The organism is Planktothricoides sp. SR001, assembly GCF_001276715.1.
Taxonomy (GTDB): domain Bacteria; phylum Cyanobacteriota; class Cyanobacteriia; order Cyanobacteriales; family Laspinemataceae; genus Planktothricoides; species Planktothricoides raciborskii.
Genome location: NZ_LIUQ01000054.1, coordinates 20446 through 43736, shown reverse-complemented (window position 1 = coordinate 43736; position 23291 = coordinate 20446). Strand labels below are relative to the sequence as shown.

The following is a 23291-nucleotide window of genomic DNA, read 5'->3' as shown; positions in this document are numbered from 1 at the left end:
CAAACCCCTACAAGATTAGCTTCAAAGGGGGGCTAGGGGGGCAACAACCAACAACTAATAATACCATTTACAAAAATTCATGCAGCAGTAGAGGCGCGGGGCGACCACCGCCTTTTCTGTCGCCCCTACTAAGGCCATTCCAGGCTCCAGCCTGGGAACTATCTCGTAATTGTAGCAATAATTTTTCAAATTGGTATAACTAATAACCAAAGAATCCTTACCCAAAGAATCCCTACCCAAAGAATCCCTACCCAACAACAAATAACCAACCACTATATATCAGCGATCGCTTTTTTTGGGATCTGGGACTACCGCAGGCATGGTAAATGTAAAAGTGGAGCCAACATTGAGCTCGCTTTCCACGGTAATGGTTCCAGACATCATCTGACAAAAACGTTGACTGATCGATAAACCTAGTCCGGTTCCGCCATATCTGCGGGTGGTGGAATTATCTGCTTGAGTAAATGGGTCAAACACTTTATGCAGATGTTCTGGAGTCATGCCAATGCCGGTATCTTTCATCGCAAAAATCACGATTTCCGAGACTTCTTGATTAGGGATATGTGGCGGTTCAGATGTTGTTTCATATGTTGCTGCCGATGTTGTTTCAGTTTCGGTATTTCTGAGCAAATCATCCCCCTGGATGGGAACAGAATTATTTAAATTATCTAGGAGTTTTTCGGGAGGTTTATTAATTGTTTCCCCTGAAGGCGATCGCCTTACGGTAAAAGTAATTTGACCGGCGTGGGTAAATTTGGTGGCATTACTAAGCAGATTTAAAAGTACCTGTTTAACCTTAGTGCGATCGGCGATCATCACGCCCAAAGGATTAGCACAATCAACGGTCAAGGTATTATTATTTTCTGCCAGCATTGGTTGAATGGTTATGGTCAACTCTTCAATCAAAGCCGCCACATCAAACTTTTGTAATTGCAAAGTCATTTCCCCGGATTCAATCTTAGAAATATCCAGAATATCCGTAATTAAAGATAGCAAATGCAGACCAGATTGCTTAATTTGTTGTAAATCAGGAATAAAATCACTATAGCCATAGTCTTTGGCGTCTTCTTCTAATAACTGACTATAGCCAATAATTGCATTTAACGGAGTTCTTAATTCGTGACTCATACTAGCCAAAAAAGCACTTTTTGCTTGGTTGGCGGCTTCCGCTGCTTCTTTGGCTTGTTCTAACTCAACCTGGGCTAATTTACTGTCCGTAATATCCCGCACAATCGCCAGCACATCATCATCATCACTCACCACTAATCGCGCTTCAAAATATCGTCTACGTCCTTCAATAAACCATTCATACTCAAAAATTTGTAGGCCATCGCTTTCTACGGCTTTATTCACATAATGTAAATAAAGTTTAGCAATTTCTGGGGGCAAGACATCATATACAGTTTTATTTAAAAATTCTCCAGCGGGTTTCAGGATAGTGTCACCTCTGCCCCCTTTAAAATCCATAAAAGTGCCATCTGCATGAAATTGAAACATTAAATCGGGAATTGCATTGATCAAAGCCCGATTTTTACTTTCACTTTGTCTGAGATACTCGGTTTGTTTCTCCCAGCTTTCTATTAATTCTTGCAGTTGGCTGGTCATCCGATTAAAAGCATTAGCTAATACCGCTAATTCATCTTGAGTATTAATTTCAATTTTGTAGTCTAAATCGCCGTCAGCAATTCGCTTGGTTGCCGCCTTCATTTTTTGCAGGGGTTCAGTAATTGAACGGCTGAATAATAGTGAAATTAACGTACCCGCACTCGCGGCGATCGCGGCCACAAAAATGCCGCGATCGCGGATTGCCGCCATTTTTTGATTCAGGGGTTGAGTTGACAGACCAACACTCACAGCCCCTAAGCGCTGTTGCTGATTTTCCACCACTTTTCCGGCCAAAAGGCGATCGGACTGCCACTGATAAATAGTTCCCTGACGATTAAGCAGCATCACCCCAAAAGGATCCGGATGAGTCTGAGGAAGTAAAACCAAATCGTGAGCATCAGCCACCACTCGTCCCCCTTGGTCATAGATGCGACCGACCACCAACAAATTATCCGCACCAAGCTGCTGCATCATCTCTTTGAGAAAGTCCGCATCTCCCACGGAAAGAGCATTACTGGTCGTCACTTCCAGGGTATTGAGCAAAATATTTGCTTGTTGTTCTAACTCTAACTTAAAGGTTTGTTGCTGTTGGTGCAGAGAGATGCCAGTAACACTGGCGACTGTCACCATCACCAAACCAGTCATTGCCAAGGTCAATTTGGTTGCCAGCGACCCTTGTATCCTCTTAAATCTGCCCATCCAACCTCACCATAATTATCTGTTTAATTATCTGTTTCTAACTGATGCAAACAACTCAAGCATGGTGGCAATGTCCTCTGGATTAGGACAGTTGTCAAGCTGATTTGTCTGCTTAAACTTCTGGATCACTTTTTTCTTTTTGCGGTTTGATTAATCCCGATCCGTATAGTTTTGAGCATAGCTTTGACCTTTTCCAGCTTCGCCGTTTCAATATCTACCGCACTAATGTCACTTACAGGGGATTGAGGGTTCAAACCCAGTGCAACTTGCAACGACCCATAATTCGTGATGCAGCCCCGCGTAAAACCTGTCTGGATCATGTCTTATCTAAAAATGAGAAATTGTTTAATTTTTTTGAGAGTTAAAAGATTTTGTGAAGATTGAATGAAGTTTTAGTAAAGTTGCCGATCCCCCGATCAATATTTGCATCAGGTACATCAGCAATGCCCGGATATAGCTGGATTCAGGGATTTGAATCGATTTTCACGAATGGACTGGCTTTCTAGATCCTGTAGGAGTCATGTAGGAGTTATGTAGGAGTCATCTAGGAGTCATGTATGAGTCATGTATGAGTCGTGTATGAGTCATGTATGAATCATGTATGAATCATGTAGGAAATCGATCATTTCGTCCGGTTAGGGTGAGAATTGGCCAATATTTAGATCCGATCTGATTTTGAGCGTGCAGCCGCAAACAGCAAGAGAGAGAAACCTAGTTTTGATCGACATTTTACACTGCGATTGCCCTCCGATGATTTTCTGCTGATTTTCTGCCAAATGGCAACGGTCAGAATACTTAAGTAGACCTCTGGCAAAATTCCGGATCGCTCCCCCAACCCCCCTTGATACCCCCTTAATCCCCCCGATCAAAGGGGGTATCAAGGGGGCTTTTTAGAATCAAAGCAAGAAGTCTATTATAGAATACTTAAGTATATTATAAAATATTATAAACGCAACGAACAACGAAAACTGATGAGATTAAATTCCTCATTCAAAATAAAAATAGGACAAAAGCCAGAGTCATTAGTCAGAGTCATTGGCTTAACCCCAAGTTTATATATTCCCAGAAATCTCAAATACCATAACCTAATTTGAGGATTTGTTTCCCTGTCCCGCGAAACGAGCCGGTTTTTTTTGCGCGATCGCCCCTGGAACTGGGACATAATTCTCCAAACCCTTGGGCAAACCACCGACTGAAACCGAGACAACCCAGGAATTACCAGCCCTGGAGGCGATCGCCCATCTATTTATCTGCCCACAGGAGGATCTAGCCAAGTCAGATTGACTTCGGCGGGGGAATTTTGCGCTACGATATAATTCAGTCAACCATCAATCTGAGCAAAATTGTCCTGATTATCCTTTCTCTGCTTATGAAGTTCCCGGTCCAGTGGATTTATAACTTACATCGCACCGCTTTGCACCATCCAAAATATCGCTGGGTGGTAATTTTTGGCACCTTATTTTATCTCCTAAGTCCCCTAGATATATCCCCGGACTTAATCCCACTTTTAGGGCAAATCGATGATATTGCTCTGGTGATGTTATTAGTCACCGGCTTATCGGAAATGTTTACCCAATTCTTACAGGGAAATTCGCAAACATTCATTGAAAAAGACGATGCTAAAAGCAATAAATCTCAAGAGCCAGCAAATCAAACTATCGACGTAAAAGCGGTTTCCATTGATTGATTTGCTCCCTAAATTAACTCCTGACTATCTAGTCAATTCTTGACGTTAATTAAAGATGTGGAAAAATCACCATGACCATTTCAGCAACGCAGCAACATCCAAATAAACATTATACTTGGCATAATTATCGTTGTGCTTATCAAATTGTGGGAGAACCCCAGACAAACGCCTGTCAGACTCCACTCCTATTAATTCATCCCATTGGGGTGGGATTATCGGGCAAATTTTGGCAACGATTTTGTCAGAGTTGGCAAGAAAAAGGATATAAAAATCCGATTTATAATCCTGATTTACTTGGCTGTGGGGACAGTGCTATGCCCCATTTAGCCTATTATCCGATTGATTGGGCTGAACAATTAAACTATTTTATTGAAACCGTGATTCAACAGCCGGTTATTTTAGTCGTACAAGGGGCATTATTTCCCGTAGCGATTAAGTTAGTTGGCTTACAGAATCAATCGAATACTGGTACAAACTGGGTAAAAAAATTAGTCCTCAGTGGGCCTCCTCCTTGGCCATTGATGACTAAAGAAAAGTCGAGTATCCAGCAAAAATTGCAGTGGAATTTATTTTTTGACTCTCTGGTGGGTAACGGATTTTATCGTTATGCGCGATCGCGCAAGTTTCTAAGTTCATTTTCTACTAAGCGCCTTTTTGCTGATGCAGAAGCGGTTGATGAGGAATGGTTGACAGCTTTGGATGACGGGGCAAAAGATATGGCTAGTCGCTATGCGGTGTTTTCTTTTTTGGCTGGGTTTTGGCGCGAAAATTATCAGGAACAAATTGCGGCAATTCAGCAACCTACTCTGGTAGTCATGGGGGAAAAAGCCTCTAGTATTAGCAAGGAAGGCAAAGAGGAAACCGCCGATCAAAGATTAGCGGAATATTTAAAGTATTTGCCCAATGGAGAAGGCTTGAAAATGAGTGGCCGAAATGTGTTGCCTTATGAGTCAACCCATGAGTTTGTTGAGGCGATCGCGCCATTTATCCATCGGTAAAAATAGGCAAAATATAGGCAAAATATAGGCAAAAAATCATTCGGTGAACATAATGAAATTGAAAATATTGGCTACCTCTGTATTTTGGTTAGTTTTTGGTTGCTTCAGCAGTCCCAGTCAAGCCCAGAATCAACAATTAGTGCAAAAATTACTAGAAACTAAAGAATGTCGAAATTGTGACTTATTTGGAGTTTCTCTAACCAATGCTAATCTAACTCGTGCTATTTTAGGTGAAGCGATTTTAACCACCGCTGATTTAAGTGGGGCAAACCTGACCAGTGCATTTCTGAGACAGGCATCTTTAAGATATACTAACTTGAGTAATGCCACGTTAATTCAGGCTAATTTAAGTAATGCTATTTTAAGTCTAGCTAGTTTAAATAATGCTAACTTAAATCGAGCGGATCTCAGAAGTGCTTATTTATTTGATGCCAACCTCACTGGGGCTAATTTAAGTGGGGCAAATTTAAGTCGGGCTAATTTGTTAGCTGCCGACCTGACCGGGGCAAATTTGCAAGGGGCTTTGTTATTTGAAGCCAATTTGAAAAATGCGGATTTAACTAATGCCAATTTAAGCGGGGCAAACCTTTGTAATGCTACGATGCCCGATGGATCTAAGTCTGTTCAGGGTTGTTAAATTTTCAGTATTCAGCTATTAGCAATTATTGCTGATGTTTTCCTAAAATTTAAATAATTTTGGTAATTTTGTTAGAGCGCGATCGCCTCTTTACCGTCATGTATATTCAACTTGATTTTATTGATCTAGGTCTAGCATTGGGGATGATGGCGATCGCCATAATCCTTTCTTTTTGGCAAAAGTTGGGATTAGAAGGGCAACTAGCCTTAGCCAGTGCCCGCACCATAGTGCAATTGTTAGTCGTCGGTTCGGTTTTAGAAGTAATTTTTCAATGGAAAAATCCCGTCGCCGTGGTCGCAATTGTCCTGGTTATGTTAACCATTGCCGCGATCGTTGCCCGCAACCGCATTGGGAATAAAATTCCCCAGGTATTGCTGATGGTTTGGGGGTCAATTCTCACCGCCACCGTTTTAACCATGAGTTATGTAAATTTGCTCGTATTTCGGAGTAGCGAAACCTGGTTTGAACCTCAATATATTATTCCCCTCACCGGAATGGTTTTAGGCAATGCCATGAATGCGGCAGCCATATCGGGAGAACGGTTAGCCACCAGTCTAAATAATCATCAATTAGAAATAGAAACCCATCTTTGTCTCGGCGCCACTCCCGTACAGGCGATCGCACAGTATCGCCGAGAAGCCATCAAAGCTGGACTCATTCCTACTCTCAACGCCATGATGGTCGTAGGCATTGTCACCTTACCCGGAATGATCACCGGGCAAATGCTGGCAGGGGCGGATCCACTCGATGCCGCAGCCTATCAAATATTAATTATGTTCATGCTCGGATTTGCCACGTTACTAACAGCATTACTCGTCACTCGTGGGATATGGCAACAATTTTTTAATGCAGCCGCACAACTACAAAAATTTTAGTTACTGGTTATTGGTTATTCTTTATTTTAACCGAACCACAAACAACAAATAACCAATAACAAACAACAAATAACAAATAACCAGCAACCAACAACCAACAACAAACAACCAACAACAAATAACCAATGACTAGAACAAAACGAATCAAATTCTTATCTCTCACCGTTGCCATCACAATTTCTTTACTATTAATTGGTGCCGTCCTAGTTGTGCTGGGAATTTTTAACTCATTTCTCAACTGGGATATTGTCGGCCCGCAACTGGAAAAGATTTTATATGGCATTTTTTCTACTAGCCTTGCCCTCGGTGCTTTTGGCGTTGCGATTACCGTAGTTTTAGGCATTCAAGAAATTGTGAATGTGGTCGGTTCTCTGAACCCAAATAGATTAGAAGAAGATGCGGAACTGCCGGAAGCCCCAAAGTTAACTTATGTCATGTATATGTTAGGCATGGTGGCCGGTTTAACGGTTTTAGTGGGTGGGCTTTCTTTGGTTAATCATCGGGTATTACTTCACCGCAGTGGAGTCTTTAAACGGGTTGCTGCTGAACAAATGCAAAAAGTGGAAAATCGCTTTTATCAGCAAGTGTCTTTATTAACCAAACCGCCCAAAGAAAAAGTCCCCGAAACTCTCTATGATTTAGTCGCCAATGTCCAAAAGTTATCCTTTGTTAGCGGCATGACTTTGTATATTCCCGACCCAGAAGATCCGGAAGTGATTTGGAGTTATAACCATTGGGGCAGCTACGACCCTAAACAGGGATTTTCACGATTATTTGTAGCCAAAGAATTTGAAGAAGCGATTCAACAAGCTTTACAAGGTCAACCAGAGTTACTGAATGAATTGAATAGTCGCACGGGTTTTCAATGGTATGGGGTGATTTCAAATCAGCAAGGGAAACCCATTGGAGTGATTAGAATTGATGGGAATAAAAGCGAAAATTTTCGGGATTATAGTTTATAGTAATTTGGCGAACTTGTCGGGTGGGCAAATGCCCCAATTAATAAGTTTAATGGCAGAAATAAATGCACCGCATACCCCATTAGAAAAAAACTGTCATTCCCGCGAAGGCGGGAATCCAAAGCCTATCTGCGGGAAACGAAAAGTGCAATTAATTATGTTCACCTACTTAGATAAAATTGCCGCGATCGCATAATTTGCCCACCCGACGACTGGGACTATTCCGGGGGATTTTCTTCGGGTCTTGATTGGTTCAGCAAAATGTCAATAATCCGGCGATTTTCCAATTGCATTCCCCGAATTTCTGCCTGTTGTCGCTCAATATTTGCTTGTTGTTCATCCATGCGCCGAAATAAAGCATCTCTTTCCTCTTTCGCTTCTGCGGAGACATTAGCTAAGGCTTGAATCACGCGGGCATTACTTTCTACTAGCTTTTCGATTCTTTCCATAGCTTGCTCTTGCCGTTCCATAGCGCGATCGTGCCGTTCCATAGCGATCGCATTTCTTTCGACCAGAGAGGCTAACTGGTCTAATCTTTCATCAGTCCACCGTTCGTTACTCATGGCATTTTTTGCTAAAGTTTTTCTATATTATAGCAAAAATAAACAGATTTTCAAGATTCGCGATCGCCCCCGACAATCTTTAAGTAAGAGATGTTTTTGGTCATGGAATAATATTTTTCTATGCTGTTTCATCTCTGAGTTAGGGCGAAGCATTCCGGTGACAAATTTTTTATGGTAGTTTTGTGGGTTGCGTTAGGCGGACAGTTATTTTAAAATATAGATCAGTATTAGACAAGAAAGCAAAATTCTTATGCATCCCCCTTTTTTAAGGGGGGTTGGGGGGAGCGAGATATTTATTTTGCAAGAGGTCTATTTTTAATTTCCGCGACCTTCGCACCGAATTTAATTTAAAGATGGTGCGTTACGGCTCGAATAGAATTAATTTATGATGTCCCAATGTTAATCGCGAGCCTAACACACCCTACCCTTTAAAATAGAGATATTACCCATACTTGGATTAAGACACCTATGAAGTCTCTAAATGATTACACTATTGTGACTCGTCCTGACGATAACGGCACTTTTGTCGCTTATGTTCCGGCTATTGCTGGTTGTCATGCTTGGGGACAAACCCCAGATGAAGCTAAGGCAGAATTAGTCAATGTGTTTGAGATGATTCAAGAAGAATATCAAGAACAAGGGCGTTTTTTCCCTGACGATGTAGAATTGGTGGTTGCCCATGCCAGCTAAAGCAAGTGAATTAGAGAAAGTAGCCCGAAAATTAGGATTTGAAAAAGTCCGTCAGAAAGGTAGTCATGCTCGTTGGCAACATTCAGATGGGCGATCGACGACTATACCAATTCATAGTAATGCGGAAATTGGACGTTGGCTTTTTTATCAAATTCTTAAACAATTGGGGATTACCGAGTCAGAATTTAATGAATTACGGTAAAATTATCAAAATTAATCGCGAATTTAATGCAGGATTTTGATTGGTAGGGTGCGTTAGGCGGATAGTTATTTTAAAGTATAGATTGGTATCTTTAATTTCCGCGCCTTTCGCACCACCCCAATATTTATGAAAAATCGGTGCGTTACGGCTCGAATGGGATTAATTTGTGATGCCCCAATGTTAATCGCGAGCCTAACGCACCCTACAAAAGATAAATAGCAATTAGCAAAAATTTTCGGGTCAAGGAATCGCAATATTTATACTATTATAACATAAAAGGCAGCTATATTAGGGAAAAAAGACCGATGCGAGGAGCGATCGCCCCTCAACTTTTTTTACCATAGTTTTTTTGCAGGGGCGATCGCTGCGGACATAAAGAGAATTTTACTCAACTCCCTTTGTGTTCGGCAGAGTTCTGTGGTGAATTGTCACATCAACAGTCAAACACCAAAAATTAACTCTTTAATACTACCTAGGTTTCCAAGGATTTTTCAGGAGTGACAGACGAAACACTATCCATCCCCATTTAATGACAAAATAGGCTGTAATTTTTCATCATAAAACCCATCATCGGGAGCGTAAATGATTCCCGTCAACTTAGATGCTAAGTAAGCTTCTAAGCAATCTAGCATTTCCCATCCGGCATCGGTTAAGCCATTGAAATCAATCTCAAAAGCAATTATTTGTTTAGTATTGCGGAGGTGCTGAATAATCTGATTATTTTGACTAACTCCTGGGGAATAATTCAACTTTTCTGTAATTTCTTGAATTTCCTGTTGTAACAGGCGATCGCTAACATTTCGCTGAATAATAATCGGACGTTTGCCATTTTGGTAATGTATGTGAATGGATTGCCAAGCACTTTCTGAAGTGTTGGCAACATCAGGGTTTACTGTCAAACGCGGCATTTCGTCAAAAAAGTAGCCATTTTGGATGAATTCCGAAATTTCCTGGCTGGGTAAAAATTCAGCCGACTGGCAAAAAACTCGCAAAAAATAACTCATTAGTTCCTCCGTAAATATAAGGTATAGATTTTTCCTCAATTATTTAACGTTTTAGTCTCCACATCATCCCCAGGGCGGTAGGTAATCCGACGGGCTATATCCATTTTGTCTACGAAAGTCACCGTATCATTTTCGCCCAGGGCTAGAATTTCTTCAGCAATTTTGACTCTTTCTCTGGCTTCGGGCATTCCGTTTTGAAGCATTTCTCCCACTTCAACATAATCGATACTCCCATTCGCATTATATCGAACCATATCGGGATACCTGCCTCCCAGTTCGACATTTTCCACATTTTGAAATCCCTCGTTTCCTATTGCTTGACGTGCAGCCACTTGTTCGCGGCCTCCCGGTCTTCCGGGTCTTCCTCCTTGGGCTGCGGGATTAAAATATCTTTCTTTCCAAGTCTCGAAAGATAAGATATCTTCCTGTGGTTTGCCAGCTTGATATTGATCGTATTTGTAGCGTTCATATCGCCATTCTGCTGCACCGCGATCGCTAAAATTAGGTTTTGGACTTTCTGGTGGCTGAGGAGGCCAATTAAGATTAAACATTGGTTTGCTTTCCTGAGTTATTTAGTTTCCTTTATGGTTTCCCCCATAAAAATTATGTGTTTTTGCTCTTCATCTTCTGCTAATAAAAGGTCAACGCTCGCTTCTATTCTAACGTAAAATTAGCGCAGCGACATTAGGCAAAAAAAGCAATAGTAATAGCGATCGCCCCTCAACCTTTTTTTTACCATAGTTTTTTTAAAGGGGCGATCGCTGCGGACATAAACAGAATTTTACTCAACTACCTTTGTGTTCGGCAGATTTCTGTGGTGAATTGTCACATCAACAGTCAAACACCAAAAATATAATTATTTAATTTGAATTACCATCACCGGCTATCAAGCATTTATCTGCACTTTCAGCAATTCCCAAGTTTCTCGATCCATATTCAAAACCACACCAGCTTCTTCTAATAGATTGTATGTTTTTAAATTCACGGGCAATTCGTCCGAAATCAGAATATCGCACAAAGTTTCTACAGCCAAATTCCACTCGCCAGCCTTGATATACGATTGGATAGATTCTGTTTGATTGTCTGAGAGGATATCGTTGACTAGAGCCAAAGCTTGATTCAGTTTATTTTCGACAACTTTATAGTCAAACATTTGTTTTTTCCTCTTTTATTAGACTTCTTGCTTTCATTCTAAAAAGCCCCCCTTAAAAAGGGGGGTTGGGGGGATCAATCCGTTAGTTATTTAGTTTCTTTTATCGATTAACCCATAAAAATTATGTGTTTTTTGGCTCTTCATTTTCTGCGAATAAAATTTTAACTTCTATTCTAGCCCCAGGGTATTTTTCCATAGCCGCTTTGTATATCTTCATAATTGAATTAACTTCTTTATCGGACGGCTGCTGGTAGAAATAATAAGTAATGCGACTAGGCTTTCCCTGCTTTGAGGACTCAATCGCTAAATCTTCAGCTTGAACCCTAGCTTGTTTAGCTTTATATGCTGTCTCGCGTAGCTTAAATTCTGCCACATCTTTTGCTAGGGATGGATCGAGGTATTCTTTTCTTCTGACTCCATCATACGCAGCATTACCTTGACTGTTGGTAATGTTTAGCATTTTTTTATCGTCAGCTTCTTGTTCTGCTGTTCTTGGCTCTTTCGGTCTAGTTATAACTGACGGTAAGTAGGGGCTATCAATATCTTCACTAGCCCACATTTTGCCTTCCAAGTGCCACTGCTCAAAAGATAATTCTTGCTCCACAAAATATCCCCAGTTATCACCCTTCCAAGTGTTTAAAAGATTTTTTATATCCTTATTATAATTTTCCTTGGCAGGTAATTTATCTTGTAACCCTCGTGTCCATTTATCCCAACCTTTCGCATCTTTTACCGGCAACTGTTTAACAGTCGCAACACCCCAACGGATTTGAATATCTGCCAGATTATCTCTTAAATATTCAACTTGGGTGTGGGATTCCTGACAGAGTTCTGACACTTGCGACAAGAGACAACGTAACTCATATTCAAGACACCCAGGGATTCTATTACTCAAATAAAGAATTTCCTCCATCGATTCTTGGAGTGTCACAACATTTCGCCGCCATTGTTCGATATCATCTATGAGTGTCATATTTATTTAACGCCCCCACCGCGCTCGAATTTCCTCAAGCATTTCTATAGCTGTTCTGAGTTCACTAGATACCTCCTCACAGCCATCTGCTAACATGGAAAATTTTCTCCTCAATTCGGATTGCTGGGTTTCAGGAATTGTTCTTGAATTCGCACTCACTTCTTCCAGGGATTCAAGTATTCGGTTAATCATAGCCCGGAATTTTTCAATGTCCGATTCCAAATTCATTGCAATACCTCCATTAATTACTTATTACTTATTACTTAACACAATTTTGCCAGAGGGTATCAGACACATTTACCTTTTTACCACGAGGAACTTCAATGTAAGGAGTATTCACAAACCCATTATTGTCACCACCTCCTACGTTCTTTAAAAATGCCCTACCTATCGCTTCTTTAGAGATTCGACCAGCTTGGGGAGTTTCTACAATCGATTCACTGACTGTTTCATTTACCCGAAAAACCATTCTTTCTTCACAACAATCAAGAACCTGCGGAGTAATGATGACGCTTGATGGTCTTTGGGTGCAATAAATCAGATGAAGACCAAGCTTACGACCTTTGCGGGCATATTCACTTAGTCGATTTTCGATTTGATCTTTTGACTTATCTAACTTATAGGAAGGTTGGGCAAGATCCGCCGCTTCATCAATAATCAACAGGGTACGTTCAATTTTATCCTTCTCTTCAAGCTTTTCTTTTCTTAACTGTTGAATATTTTGGACTTTATAGGTTTTCAGTAACTCCGCTCGTTTTTGATACTCGTCCGTGTAAAGTTTCTCAACTAATTGTAGACATTCTTCAATAGTTGTAATGATTTCCACATGGGTCTTGAAATATTCTTCCAAAAACTGAAAGTCAACCCCCTCCGCAAAATCAGCAATATAAATCTTGCCTTTGGGGTTGGCATAGATAAATTGGAAAATGACCCAATTTAAAAAGTTAGTTTTGCCCGCACCGGGGACACCTGCAACTAAACGATGGGGAGTTTCTGCCCAGCTTGATATTACAGGTTTTCCGGCATCATTAATCCCGATAATATATTTATCTCGGTATTTATCTGGCTCCTGCTCCAGCAGACCTTTATAATGCTTGAATAAGTCTTCAGAGTTGGCAACGGGCATATTTGTTTTCATCTCCTGATTTAAGGTATTTTTAGGAACGGCAACACGGAAAAATCCGCTAATTTCTTGGGCTGTAACCAGCTTGCTAAGAGGCTTCAAATCCACAAAGCGAGCGGGTGGTGGAGCGGAAAATTTTGCTAAAGCAGAAGAACCCCTAACCACAATATCAGATCCTCCGGGTGGATTTTGATTAGGTGCAGAATTCCCACTAATCGGCAATGAAGGTTTTGCCGTCAAACTGAGAGAACCATCTCCAAATTTAGCTAATCCGGTTTTTTTAGGTTGAATCGCTTCTCTGATTAATTTTTGGCCAAAATTTTGCCATCCTGACCACTGAATTGAATTAGCAATTTCTACTTTTTCGGTAGCTTGCAAGCTTTCTGCAAATCCAGGTTGCCCTTTGGCAATTATAATTTCACAAGGTTTGCTGTGAGCCGTTTCTTTGGTAGCGTGTTCACTAAGAGTTCGCAAGACCACAGAAGCTTCGCCGCGATTTTCTGCTAACACTTTGATACTGTATTGAAATAAATCGCTAACTGCATACAATTGCTGGTATTTTTGATATAAAGCTATGGTGGTAGACAACAGGTGATCTTTGGTGCCGGTGAGTTTATCGAGTTGAACCAGCATCTCCTGAATGGCATTTACCCACAATGATTTTTCTGATGATTTTTCTGATGGATTGTGATACTTTTGCAGGGTAATTTCTAATATTAGCCGGTTGTCTAGCCCGCTGATTACCTCCCAAACATCTAACATATCATTGTCTGAATTGGATTCTATGAAATGCGGTAAGTAGTAATGCGGTTCGATGAATTGCTGATTTTTGATGACTTCGCCAATAAATTCAACCCAGGTTAAGGGCTGAAATTGAGAAAAGTTGTTTTCTCGGTTTAGGGCAAAAAATTTACTGAATTTGCCTTTGGTAAGCAGGACGTTGACTTGCTCGATAATTTCCTCGGTTTGGCTATCTGCCAAGGGATGAATCAGCAAATAAGTTTTGAGTTCCGGGCAGTTGGGGTCAGATTTGGGGTCATAATAGTAGCGCAAGGAAACTGTTAGGTTAGAAGCAATACCGACGAGCGATCGTAAAGTTTGATCTTGCGTTGGCAGGAGTTCTTTACAAAATTGACGCCAGTCTATATTATCTTCAGCGGGCTGCTGGGGATAAATTTCAAAGCTTAGTCTATTGTGCTTCATCTTTTATTTCCAATTTCTCCAATTTTTCCAATTTTCAGAGATTTCTTGGGAAATGCGCCCCAGCCGTTTTGCTTTCTGGGGAAGTTGATAATATTCGACAAAGTTCATTATTGCCAAACCTATACACATCCCCCCAATGGCATAAATAATCCACCCGAATCCATTTACATAAAGAGCATGAGCAATTAGCGCAAATATAGCCAACCCAAATAAACAACCGAGTGCGTCTTCCATTCTAAACCTCTCTAACGTCCTGTTATTTTTCTTTATTTGCTTTGATTAATAGCATTTACTTTCTTCAACCCAGCCACTACCATACTGACTACTCATGTAGGTAGCAAATCCTTGGGCTTGTTCTAGCTTGCTAAATGAAGCGACTTGAATTTGTCCGAGTTCTTTAGCTTTTGCTTGACTCTGGGCAGTTTCAAGATCCCCACAGTGGTTGAATAAAACTTGACTCCAGTTATCATCGCTGTATTGAATAAACACCGGATACCAACAGTTATTAGCACTAGATGAACTCCCGCAACCATTCGGCTTAGGAAACCCAGTAGCATACCAAGGTGTGTTAGTTGTGTTAGTTGTGTTAGTTGTGTTAGTTGTGTTAGGTACACTGGAACTACTTGAACTAGCACCAGAATCTTGATATTGCTCGGAGTATGGGACAATTACTAAGGTCATAAATAATCAATTACTAAGGTCATAAATAATATGATCGCAACTCCAATTCCCATTCCCCATAAACCAGCCTCAAAACGTTCTTTACTTTTTTTATTTAATTTTGCTTGACCTTGATTTATTTTTGGCACAAATTGACTTTTGATATATTCTAAGTCAGGTGACAAATTTTGACACTGGTTATAAGTCTGGTATTCCGTGCTATTCAGGGCTGTTTGCTTTGGTACAGCCATAAGCTCTTTATAAAGTTCAGAATCGATACCGCGAATTTCAGATAAAGCATCTTTGAGGCTTTCCTGATAATATTTAATTTTCTTTTGATATCTTGAAGTTTCAGCAATTTGTTTTTCTAGTTGAGTAATCCAACCTCTAATATCTGATAAGTAAGCTTCCTGCTTATTTTGTAAAAATTCTTGTGCTGCCGAGGTAGACTTGGAGTAAGTCCTTGCCAGGGAATTAGCCTCGGCGATCGCGTTGGCAAAGGTAGTGGCAATAACAGATTCTTTTTCTCTGCATGACGATAGCCGCTCGTCCATCTGTGGAACAGTTAAATCCTTGAGTTCGGGTTTCTCTAAAGTGTACTCAAACAGTAATGCGTCTACTAAATTAGCTATATTTGGAACTACTCCCTTGTGTGGTTCTAATAATCTTGCGGTAGCCTTTCGCACTTGCTCTTCAGGACACAGCAGTAGTACCTTTACAAGTTTTTTAATTTTCTCTGATAATTCAGCAAATTGAATTTGGTTTATTGTTTCCACAGCTTTAATTTGCTGATTAATAATCTCATCCTCGCTGGCAGCAAGTCTTAAGTTTCTTTCGATAACTTCTTCCAAATGAGAAACCGCAGGCTCCCCAATAGCCGCTACCTGCTGCCACTGCTCACAGATAACAAAGCTTCTGGCTCGAATTGAAGGATATAACCAAGAACCAGCTTGTTTAATGGCTTGTGCTGCTGATTTTCTCCATGAGATATTATTATTGTAATTATTGCTTAAAAACTCTGTTAATAGTAGGCAATCGACGATTTGATGGTTGCTGGCACTAATCTCAGTATAATTTTTATCAAAAATCGCCAAAATTGTTTCAAGAGCTTTAATTTGATGTTGACGTAACTCATTTTCACTGGTAGTCAGCTTTAACTTTCTTTCAATCACTTCTTGCAAATGAGCCAGAGCCGGTTCACCAATAGCAACTGCTTTTTCCCATTCTTCGCAGATAACAAAGCTTCTGGATCGAATTGAAGGATCTAACCAAGAACCAGCTTGTTTAATCGCTTGAGCCGCCAAGTTTCTCAGCGGTATATCTTGATTGTAATCATTGCTTAAAAAATCCTTATCCTCTATTGTCTTATAAGCTCTTTTTTGCTCGAACTCCGTAAATTCGGCAAACTTCGAGCCAGCAATACGCAAAGCTTGTTCTTGCAACCAACGTCTTTTTCTTTCGTCATCAATTTGTAAAAAAGACCTATCTTTGTCGATCGCTAACTCAATTCCTCGTACATTTAAAAAATAAATAACATCTCCTACCAGCGTTTGATATTGCGGTAAGTTAAAATTTGCTCGAAATAATTCTTCGGTCGGCCCATACAGCCAAAACTCTAAATTTATTTCATATTCAGGAGTAACTTCATTTCTACTATCGAGTATTTGAATCCTCCCAATTTCCTGAAGCTTGCGGCCAATAATTTCATTCCGAATTCGATAGGGCGGTTCTGTCAGTGCGCCTCCCTCTAAATGTGGGATCGCATCCTGAGAAAATCCGATATTTTCAATTGCCCAAGCTGCCGCCCAGCGAGTCAAATCGCCACTAACTTCCCCTTTGCCTTTTACCTCATTGGCTACATCCCTGAGTACCTGTAAATCTTCCTCAGTATCGCAAGCAGCCAGCGCCTGCTTAATGTGTGGGTCGCGAATTCTACCTAAACCTTGCAGCGCTAAAGCCCGTATCGGTTGCTTTGCTTGGGTTTCCAAAATTTCCACAAAAGCCGGAACTGCCACTTCAGGTTGATTTTCTGCTACGGCGAAAAATAGCTCTACTTTTTCCCCTGGATTTTTTGCCTTTTCAAAACTTGCAGCCAGATCGCGCCCGTTTTTCAGATTGATAGACCCAGAAAGGTTTTCGCTTTGAGATGTCGGTTCTATGCTAGAAAAATTGTTCATGTTGTTCTTACCAGGGATAGCAGCACAGGGAAACTATAATTTTCGATTTTGTTAGTCTAGTAAGTCTTATATTTCTGAGGGATAGTGCGACTCGTTATCGCACCTTACAGCGGTTTTCTTTCTTACTGAACCGCGATCTAGCACTACCTTGACCGCAGTAGGGACAGGATCTTGACCGCAGTTCATTTAATATTTGTAAAGGCAGTGAACTTATCGGTTTTTACAATTAACTGTTTACCCGAATGCTTCGCCCTATTAAGTAGGTGAACATAATTAATTGCACTTTTCGTTCCCCGGCATAAATCTTTGGATTCCCGCCTGCGCGGGAATGACAGATTTTCTTCTAATGGGGTCTGTGGTGAATTTATTTTTGCCCGTCTACTTATCTGCGGTCATGCTTGGGTTGGTGTACAGGTATTTGTGGTTTATTCGCGGAGAAAATTGCTGTAATCCGACAAACATAAGTCTTGCCCCCCAGTGGATTTACAGAGGTTTTTAGATTAATAAACCACATTAACCGTTAACCGCCAGGGAATTAATTCCCGCCTGTAGGGGTCAACGGCCGTTGACCCCTACAGTCGGTTAAAACCGACTAAAATTCTGTACGGGTCAACGGCCGTTGACCCCTACAGTCGGTTAAAACCAACTAAAATTCTGTACGGGTCAACAGCCGTTGACCCCTACCAAGCATGGTTAGTCGGATTTATCTGAAATCTTGCGCCATTTTCAACAAGCTTTTGTGTAACCCCGCGATCCGGCGGGGATTTTAATCCCCGCCTGTAGGGGTCAACGGCCGTTGACCCCTACAGTCAATTAAAACCGACTAGAAGCATTATATTAAAAGTATTTGAGTCGGTTTCAACCGACTTGATATGTTAGGCGGGGATTTTAATCCCCGCCGGTTGTTGCAACTGGTGCAAGATTTCAGATTTATCCGACTTGCGCTATGAGGCCGCCATCATTAAAATGATGGCGGACGGGTGTGGTTTCCTCAGTAGAAAACCGCTGTAGGAATCCTATAGTTGATCAAAAAATCACTGAATAAGATTTTATTTTACCACTCCACTTCAGGTCTGCCAACCCCGAAAAGTAGGATTTTGTAGGAACTTTTAAAGCCACGTTGCACCTGATTTAGTAGGAAAAAAGAGGATTTTATCCCCAAAAGTAGGAAAAAGTAGGAAAAAGTATGATAATATAGCCTGAAACCAGACTCAAACCCGATGTAACATCTATGGATATTGAAGAAGCTTTAAAGTGGACTGACGATCGCGTTTTTGCGAAAACAGGAAAACATTTGGATTCTCTGCAAATGGCCATTTTAGAGGGGGTTTGGCAACGGGAAACTTACGAAAAAATAGGAGACGATCGACATTGCAGTAAGCATCATGTGAGAAAGGAAGCTTCGGAATTATGGCAAATTCTCTCGAATGTACTGGAAGAAAATGTTAAAAAATCTAATGTAAAATCAATTTTAGAAAATGGGGCTTTTTCTTATATTTCTAACGTACAAATTGGTGATAAAAATAACTTTTGTAGCGAACAGTGTCCCTATCCAAAAGCAGGAAAAAAACGCTCAATTAGCAACCCAGATAAAGTTAAAACCGAAAAACGCCACGATTTAACGGAAGTTCCCAAGCGCGATCGCCTCTACAACCGCATCCAGGAAGTCAACACCCTCAAACAATGGATCCTCGAAGAAAAAAACCCGATTGTTACTATTATCGGGTTATCGGGTATTGGCAAAACCTCCCTGGCAGTGGAACTGGTGACACAAATTAAAGATAACTTCGATCGCCTCTTATGGCGCAACTGTAGCAACGCCCCCAGTTTAGAATCCCTGAAAACCGATTTAATCCAATTTCTCTCCCCACAAACAGAAACAAAATCAGCATCGTTAATCGACTGTTTGCGATCGCATCGTTGCCTCATCATTCTCGATGACTTCCAAGAACTATTTACCAGTGGAGAATTAGCGGGTACTTACCGACCAGACTGCCAATATTACAGCAAATTTCTCAAACAAATAGCCACCACTCCTCACCAAAGTTGCCTGCTAATTCTCAGTTGGGAAAAACCCATAGAAATTGCCACCTTAGAAGGGATAAAAAGTCCCTGCCGCACATTAAAAATTGATGGTTTAGGGGAATCCGCCAAAGAAATATTAACTGAAATGGAATTAACCGACCAAGATAGATGGTTAGAATTAATTCAACTTTACAACGGCAATCCTTTATGGTTGAATATAGCGGCCAATACGATTCAAGAACTCTTTGACGGCAGCGTGGCTGATTTCTTATCCGGTGAGAGTGTATTTTTGGGAGATTTAGAAATAATATTGCAAGAACATTATCAACGATTATCCCAGATAGAAAAACAAGCGCTTTGTTGGTTAGCCCGCCAAGAAACAGCCGGGGATATTTCCGCACATCCGCCAGATTTACCTCTCTCGGAGTCTGACTTATTAAAAGCGGTGCAATCTTTATTAAAACGCGGTTTAATTGAAAAGGTAAAAGGAAAGGGGCGATCGCGCTTCACCCTGCAACCGGCTATTCAACAATATGTGAAAAATAAATTTTAGAATAGTATGAATAAAATGATTATTACTCTGTCTATTATCGTCGATAATTGTCATTTATAAACATCAAAAATTAACGCTCAACAGTCAATTATAAACGCCCCTAATTATTTCTATATCTCTATTAGAGGCGAATTCTTTTCTAGAAAAAAACGCTGGCTATTCTGGGGAATTATCTTGTTGGTTTGACTGGTTCAGCAAAATATCAATAATCCGGCGATTTTCCAATTGCATCCCCCGAATTTCTGCCTGTTTCAATATTTGCCTGTTGTTCATCGCCGAAATAAAGCATCTCTTTCCTATTTCGCTTCTGCGAAGGCATTAGCTAAGACTTGAATCACGCGGGCATTACTTTCTACTAGCTGTTCTATTCTTTCCATAGCCCGATCGCATTTCTTTCACTAGCGATCGCATTTCTTGCCACCAGAGAGGCTAACTGGTCTAATCTTTCATCGGTCTTGCCCAAAGACTGTATATCCGGGCGGATCCTGAATCAATCTTTGCCAGACCAGAGAGAGCGATCGCCATTGTTCTCCCCAAAATTGTCTAGATTGGCACAGGTTTAAACCTGTAGCGACTGTAGTAAAGTATTTTGAGGTTAGCCAAGAAAAAATTATTATCTATATAAAGAATGAACTCGGTTCAACAATGCTTTGCGTCTCTGCGTGATTCCCATCAGGGATCCCCCGAATGTGCCTTAATTCCTTTTATCACTGCTGGCGATCCTGACTTGGAGACAACGGCCCAGGCTTTGCAAATCCTAGATCGCAACGGGGCCGATCTGATTGAACTCGGTGTTCCCTATTCGGATCCCTTGGCCGATGGGCCAGTGATTCAAGCCGCAGCCACTCGCGCTTTGCAACGGGGCACCCGGTTAGATGATGTGTTAGAAATGCTGGCCCAAGTGACGCCACATCTGAAAGCACCGATTATTTTGTTTACTTATTACAACCCGATTTTGCATCGCGGGTTAGAAACTTTTTGCCAACAAATTGCCCAAGCTGGGGTCAAAGGGTTGGTGGTGCCCGATTTGCCGTTGGAAGAATCCGCTGAGGTGATTAAAGTAGCCACAGCCCACGGAATTTCCGTGGTGTTATTGGTGGCGCCGACCACTCCCAAAGACCGGATTCACGCGATCGCCGAACAGTCTCAGGGATTTATTTATTTAGTCAGCGTCACTGGGGTGACGGGGATGAGAACGGAAATTCAATCCCGGGCGAAAGATTTACTGACTCAGATTAGAGATTTGACCGACAAACCCATTGGGGTAGGTTTTGGTATTTCTGACCCAGAACAAGCCACCCAGGTGAAAAATTGGGGCGCTGATGCGGTGATTGTGGGCAGTGCCTTTGTCAAACGGTTAGCCGATGGAACTCCCGCTGAAGGATTAAAGGCGATCGGGGATTTTTGCGCCAGTCTCAAGTCAGCAATTCGTTAACTGTTTCGTTAACTGTTCTTAATTCAGTGGAAAAATTTTTCCGGTTGGATAGAGACGTTGCATAAAATAGACAAGAATGCCTAAATCCAAAAAGCCCTCCGAATCCGCCATCAGGGTTGGGGGGGTATCTGGTTGTAATTCTGCATTCTTGTCTGGGATTTTTTGAAGGATTCGATGACAGGCAGTGCGATCGCTTAAACATCAGCCCGGTTTCTGAAAGAAAATGATTGATTTGATCTGATTCAATCAGGGTCAGAAACTCGGTTTTTAGAGTTTTGACGCTCGAATCATCTGCTCTAGTCGCCGAAAATCTCGTTCTACTTCTACCCACAGAGATCGATTGTGCGGATCGGTGCGGAGTGCTTTTTTTAAATATATTCTCGCTTGCTCTAATTTTTTCTCTGTAATTAATTGACTAGCCAAGCGCTGATAAGCGCTGGCTAACCACTCTTTTACATCCGGATCTTGCGGAATTCTTTGTATCAGTGCTTCGGTTAATACAACAGCGCGAGCAAAGCGTTTATTTTGTAAAAATCCCTGTAATTCTAAATATGCTTTTTGCTTTAGTAATTTTTCCGGATCCGTAAGCTCAAAATCCTGTCGAGTATTTGATTTTTTAGCAGTAACCCGCGTCTGGGGTGGTGTTTTTGTTGATGATGAGGCCGATGCCGATCGCACTTCATCTAACTTTTCACCGGGCGGTTTGGCGATGCCAAGCAGAAAATTATACGCTTGATTAATCTCAATAAACTTATCGTGGGATCTCAAATCTTGAGGATTTACATCGGGATGATATTTTCTCGCCAATAGTCGGTACGATTTCTTCACTTCTTCGAGAGTTGCATCCACTGTTAAACCCAATAATCGATAAGATTCTTCAATATTCATAGAAGTAAAAATGCTAGAAACCGTGAATTTTGATTCGAGGATTTTTGGTTAAAGCTGGAACGAAACAAACAAGGCTTAAATCCTAGAATTAAATAAGGATTTAAGCATTTAAGTCAAGCATAATTAACTGGATCAAAACAGAGTGAACCAGTGCCACTAATGCCGATCGATTTTAACTGTCATCATCTAAAGAACTAATCGAGGCTAAACTTTTCTCCAAGTGCATTCGCTGTTCCATTTTGTGCAAAAAATAGCCTGTCATCATGGCTGAAGCTAATAAACCGGCTAAATTTTCGCGATTGGTGGTGATTTGAATATCAAAGTTTTCTGATGGTAGAACTCCCATCATTCCTTGCACATTTTGGGAGATAATTTCCTTGATTTCTGTAGAAGCAGATTTGGCCATATTTGCTAAGACTTCTGGGGGCTGGTGCCGCAGATATTTCAGCAATTGATTGGCATCTACAGAATCGGTATTGGAATTCATAAAATTGGGTTGATCTACCATAAGTATTTCTGGGGATGAGACTGGTCAATTAATCAAGTGACAGTTCCAGTTTTAAGCAAGTCAAATGAGCGAAAACTCGCCGGAACAATTTGAGCGATCTTTAATGTAATTTAAATACAATCAAGATATCTTGTAACCCGATGGGAACCCAGGGATGAGATTCTAATGAATTTCAACGGGGTCAGTCCGGGGTGGATTTCCGGTTTGGCGTCTGGTGAACATTGTCCCCAGAATTTTCACTGACCAGAGTTCTTACTGGGACTCTTGATTGCGATCCTGTTGGCTAGTCTAACATAGATAACTGACTGCCTGCCACGGGGCACTGATGGGCGATCGCCCTGGGAAACAGTGATGCTGCCGATGAAAATCAAGAATTTTGCTCAGGGTAGTTGACTTTACAAAAAAAATGGTTAATAATGATGCGTGCTGATTCGCTAGAGCAAAAGATGCCTGCCATCACAGGTAAGCATCCAATTATCCGGCAAATTAAGCCAGGGGGCGTGGCGGAATGGTAGACGCTACGGACTTAAGAAATTGAGCCTTGTTGGAGAAATCTGGCAAGTGAATGCTCTCAAATTCAGGGAAACCTAAATCTGCTCACAGACAAGGCAATCCTGAGCCAAGCCGAAATTATTCAAGATTCGGAAGGTGCAGAGACTCGACGGGAGCTACCC

General features: G+C 41.2%; 24 protein-coding genes. 10 read left to right on the top strand and 14 right to left on the bottom strand.

Translation table 11 applies throughout. The annotated features are described in order from the left end of the window. Positions 1-279: 279 nt before the first annotated feature. Both AM228_RS30175 and AM228_RS33395 read right to left on the bottom strand, forming a co-directional pair. Positions 280-2250: an ATP-binding protein gene (locus tag AM228_RS30175; RefSeq protein WP_231636926.1), complete on the bottom strand. Its 1971-nt coding sequence runs from the start codon at positions 2248-2250 to the stop codon at positions 280-282. 1139 nt (positions 2251-3389) lie between these two features. Then, positions 3390-3629 (bottom strand): hypothetical protein, encoded by a 240-nt coding sequence (locus AM228_RS33395; protein ID WP_156332001.1) that lies wholly within the window; start codon positions 3627-3629, stop codon positions 3390-3392. A gap of 44 nt (positions 3630-3673) precedes the next feature. On the opposite strand from AM228_RS33395, the gene AM228_RS23475 reads away from it, so the two are divergent. The 6 genes from AM228_RS23475 (at position 3674) to AM228_RS23450 (ending at position 7656) form a co-directional block, all read left to right on the top strand. Next, positions 3674-3991, top strand: a complete 318-nt coding sequence (locus AM228_RS23475; protein WP_054469362.1) for a YkvA family protein — start codon at positions 3674-3676, stop codon at positions 3989-3991. Positions 3992-4062: 71 nt separating this feature from the next. Beyond that, entirely contained in the window at positions 4063-4989 is a 927-nt protein-coding gene (locus tag AM228_RS23470) for an alpha/beta fold hydrolase (RefSeq protein ID WP_054469361.1), read from the top strand. 52 nt (positions 4990-5041) lie between these two features. Continuing rightward, entirely contained in the window at positions 5042-5626 is a 585-nt protein-coding gene (locus tag AM228_RS23465) for a pentapeptide repeat-containing protein (RefSeq protein WP_082349030.1), read from the top strand. A 98-nt stretch (positions 5627-5724) separates the two neighbouring features. Next, a complete protein-coding gene (gene fetB / locus AM228_RS23460) occupies positions 5725-6501 on the top strand; it encodes an ABC transporter permease (protein WP_054469365.1) in 777 nt (258 codons plus the stop codon). A gap of 125 nt (positions 6502-6626) precedes the next feature. Beyond that, positions 6627-7463, top strand: coding sequence for a hypothetical protein (locus AM228_RS23455; protein ID WP_054469360.1), 837 nt, complete (start codon positions 6627-6629; stop codon positions 7461-7463). 28 nt (positions 7464-7491) lie between these two features. Beyond that, positions 7492-7656 carry a hypothetical protein gene (locus AM228_RS23450; protein ID WP_156332000.1) on the top strand — a complete coding sequence of 55 codons (165 nt, stop codon included), beginning with the start codon at positions 7492-7494 and terminating at the stop codon, positions 7654-7656. A gap of 22 nt (positions 7657-7678) precedes the next feature. On the opposite strand, the gene AM228_RS23445 is transcribed toward AM228_RS23450, so the two are convergent. Then, positions 7679-8023: a hypothetical protein gene (locus tag AM228_RS23445; RefSeq protein WP_054469358.1), complete on the bottom strand. Its 345-nt coding sequence runs from the start codon at positions 8021-8023 to the stop codon at positions 7679-7681. 468 nt (positions 8024-8491) lie between these two features. Between AM228_RS23445 and AM228_RS23440 the strand changes: the two genes are divergently transcribed. Next, the gene (locus AM228_RS23440; protein ID WP_054469357.1) at positions 8492-8713 is read left to right on the top strand and encodes a type II toxin-antitoxin system HicB family antitoxin; all 222 of its coding nucleotides are present in this window, start codon (positions 8492-8494) and stop codon (positions 8711-8713) included. Continuing rightward, positions 8703-8915: a type II toxin-antitoxin system HicA family toxin gene (locus AM228_RS23435; RefSeq protein WP_054469356.1), complete on the top strand. Its 213-nt coding sequence runs from the start codon at positions 8703-8705 to the stop codon at positions 8913-8915. The genes AM228_RS23440 and AM228_RS23435 overlap by 11 nt, the downstream gene beginning before the upstream one ends. A gap of 512 nt (positions 8916-9427) precedes the next feature. On the opposite strand, the gene AM228_RS23430 is transcribed toward AM228_RS23435, so the two are convergent. The 9 genes from AM228_RS23430 to AM228_RS23390 all read right to left on the bottom strand — a co-directional run bounded on the left by AM228_RS23430 (position 9428) and on the right by AM228_RS23390 (position 17028). After that, on the bottom strand, positions 9428-9919 hold the full coding sequence (locus AM228_RS23430; RefSeq protein WP_054469355.1) for a hypothetical protein: 492 nt from the start codon (positions 9917-9919) through the stop codon (positions 9428-9430). 35 nt (positions 9920-9954) lie between these two features. Further along, positions 9955-10470 (bottom strand): hypothetical protein, encoded by a 516-nt coding sequence (locus tag AM228_RS23425; protein ID WP_054469354.1) that lies wholly within the window; start codon positions 10468-10470, stop codon positions 9955-9957. Positions 10471-10805: 335 nt separating this feature from the next. Beyond that, positions 10806-11072: a MafI family immunity protein gene (locus tag AM228_RS23420; protein ID WP_054469353.1), complete on the bottom strand. Its 267-nt coding sequence runs from the start codon at positions 11070-11072 to the stop codon at positions 10806-10808. A gap of 121 nt (positions 11073-11193) precedes the next feature. Continuing rightward, a complete protein-coding gene (locus AM228_RS23415) occupies positions 11194-12045 on the bottom strand; it encodes a hypothetical protein (protein WP_054469352.1) in 852 nt (283 codons plus the stop codon). A 6-nt stretch (positions 12046-12051) separates the two neighbouring features. After that, a complete protein-coding gene (locus AM228_RS23410; RefSeq protein ID WP_054469351.1) occupies positions 12052-12273 on the bottom strand; it encodes a hypothetical protein in 222 nt (73 codons plus the stop codon). Positions 12274-12304: 31 nt separating this feature from the next. Next, positions 12305-14371, bottom strand: coding sequence for an FtsK/SpoIIIE domain-containing protein (locus AM228_RS23405; RefSeq protein WP_054469350.1), 2067 nt, complete (start codon positions 14369-14371; stop codon positions 12305-12307). A 3-nt stretch (positions 14372-14374) separates the two neighbouring features. Beyond that, positions 14375-14605 (bottom strand): hypothetical protein, encoded by a 231-nt coding sequence (locus AM228_RS23400; RefSeq protein WP_054469349.1) that lies wholly within the window; start codon positions 14603-14605, stop codon positions 14375-14377. Positions 14606-14650: 45 nt separating this feature from the next. Beyond that, positions 14651-15052 carry a hypothetical protein gene (locus tag AM228_RS33390; protein WP_156331999.1) on the bottom strand — a complete coding sequence of 134 codons (402 nt, stop codon included), beginning with the start codon at positions 15050-15052 and terminating at the stop codon, positions 14651-14653. Continuing rightward, positions 15049-17028, bottom strand: a complete 1980-nt coding sequence (locus AM228_RS23390; RefSeq protein ID WP_197285390.1) for a HEAT repeat domain-containing protein — start codon at positions 17026-17028, stop codon at positions 15049-15051. Before AM228_RS23390 ends, AM228_RS33390 begins: the two co-directional genes overlap by 4 nt. 1411 nt (positions 17029-18439) lie before the next feature. Here AM228_RS23390 and AM228_RS23385 point away from each other — a divergent pair. Together AM228_RS23385 and trpA are read left to right on the top strand one after the other, a co-directional pair. Beyond that, entirely contained in the window at positions 18440-19786 is a 1347-nt protein-coding gene (locus AM228_RS23385) for an NB-ARC domain-containing protein (protein ID WP_054469346.1), read from the top strand. A gap of 628 nt (positions 19787-20414) precedes the next feature. Next, entirely contained in the window at positions 20415-21221 is an 807-nt protein-coding gene (gene trpA, locus AM228_RS23380; protein ID WP_054469345.1) for a tryptophan synthase subunit alpha, read from the top strand. A 267-nt stretch (positions 21222-21488) separates the two neighbouring features. Here the strand turns inward: trpA and AM228_RS23375 are convergent, their stop codons facing one another. Continuing rightward, the gene (locus tag AM228_RS23375; RefSeq protein ID WP_054469344.1) at positions 21489-22109 is read right to left on the bottom strand and encodes a DnaJ domain-containing protein; all 621 of its coding nucleotides are present in this window, start codon (positions 22107-22109) and stop codon (positions 21489-21491) included. A gap of 172 nt (positions 22110-22281) precedes the next feature. Then, positions 22282-22617 (bottom strand): DUF760 domain-containing protein, encoded by a 336-nt coding sequence (locus AM228_RS23370; RefSeq protein WP_054469343.1) that lies wholly within the window; start codon positions 22615-22617, stop codon positions 22282-22284. Positions 22618-23291: the final 674 nt, after the last annotated feature.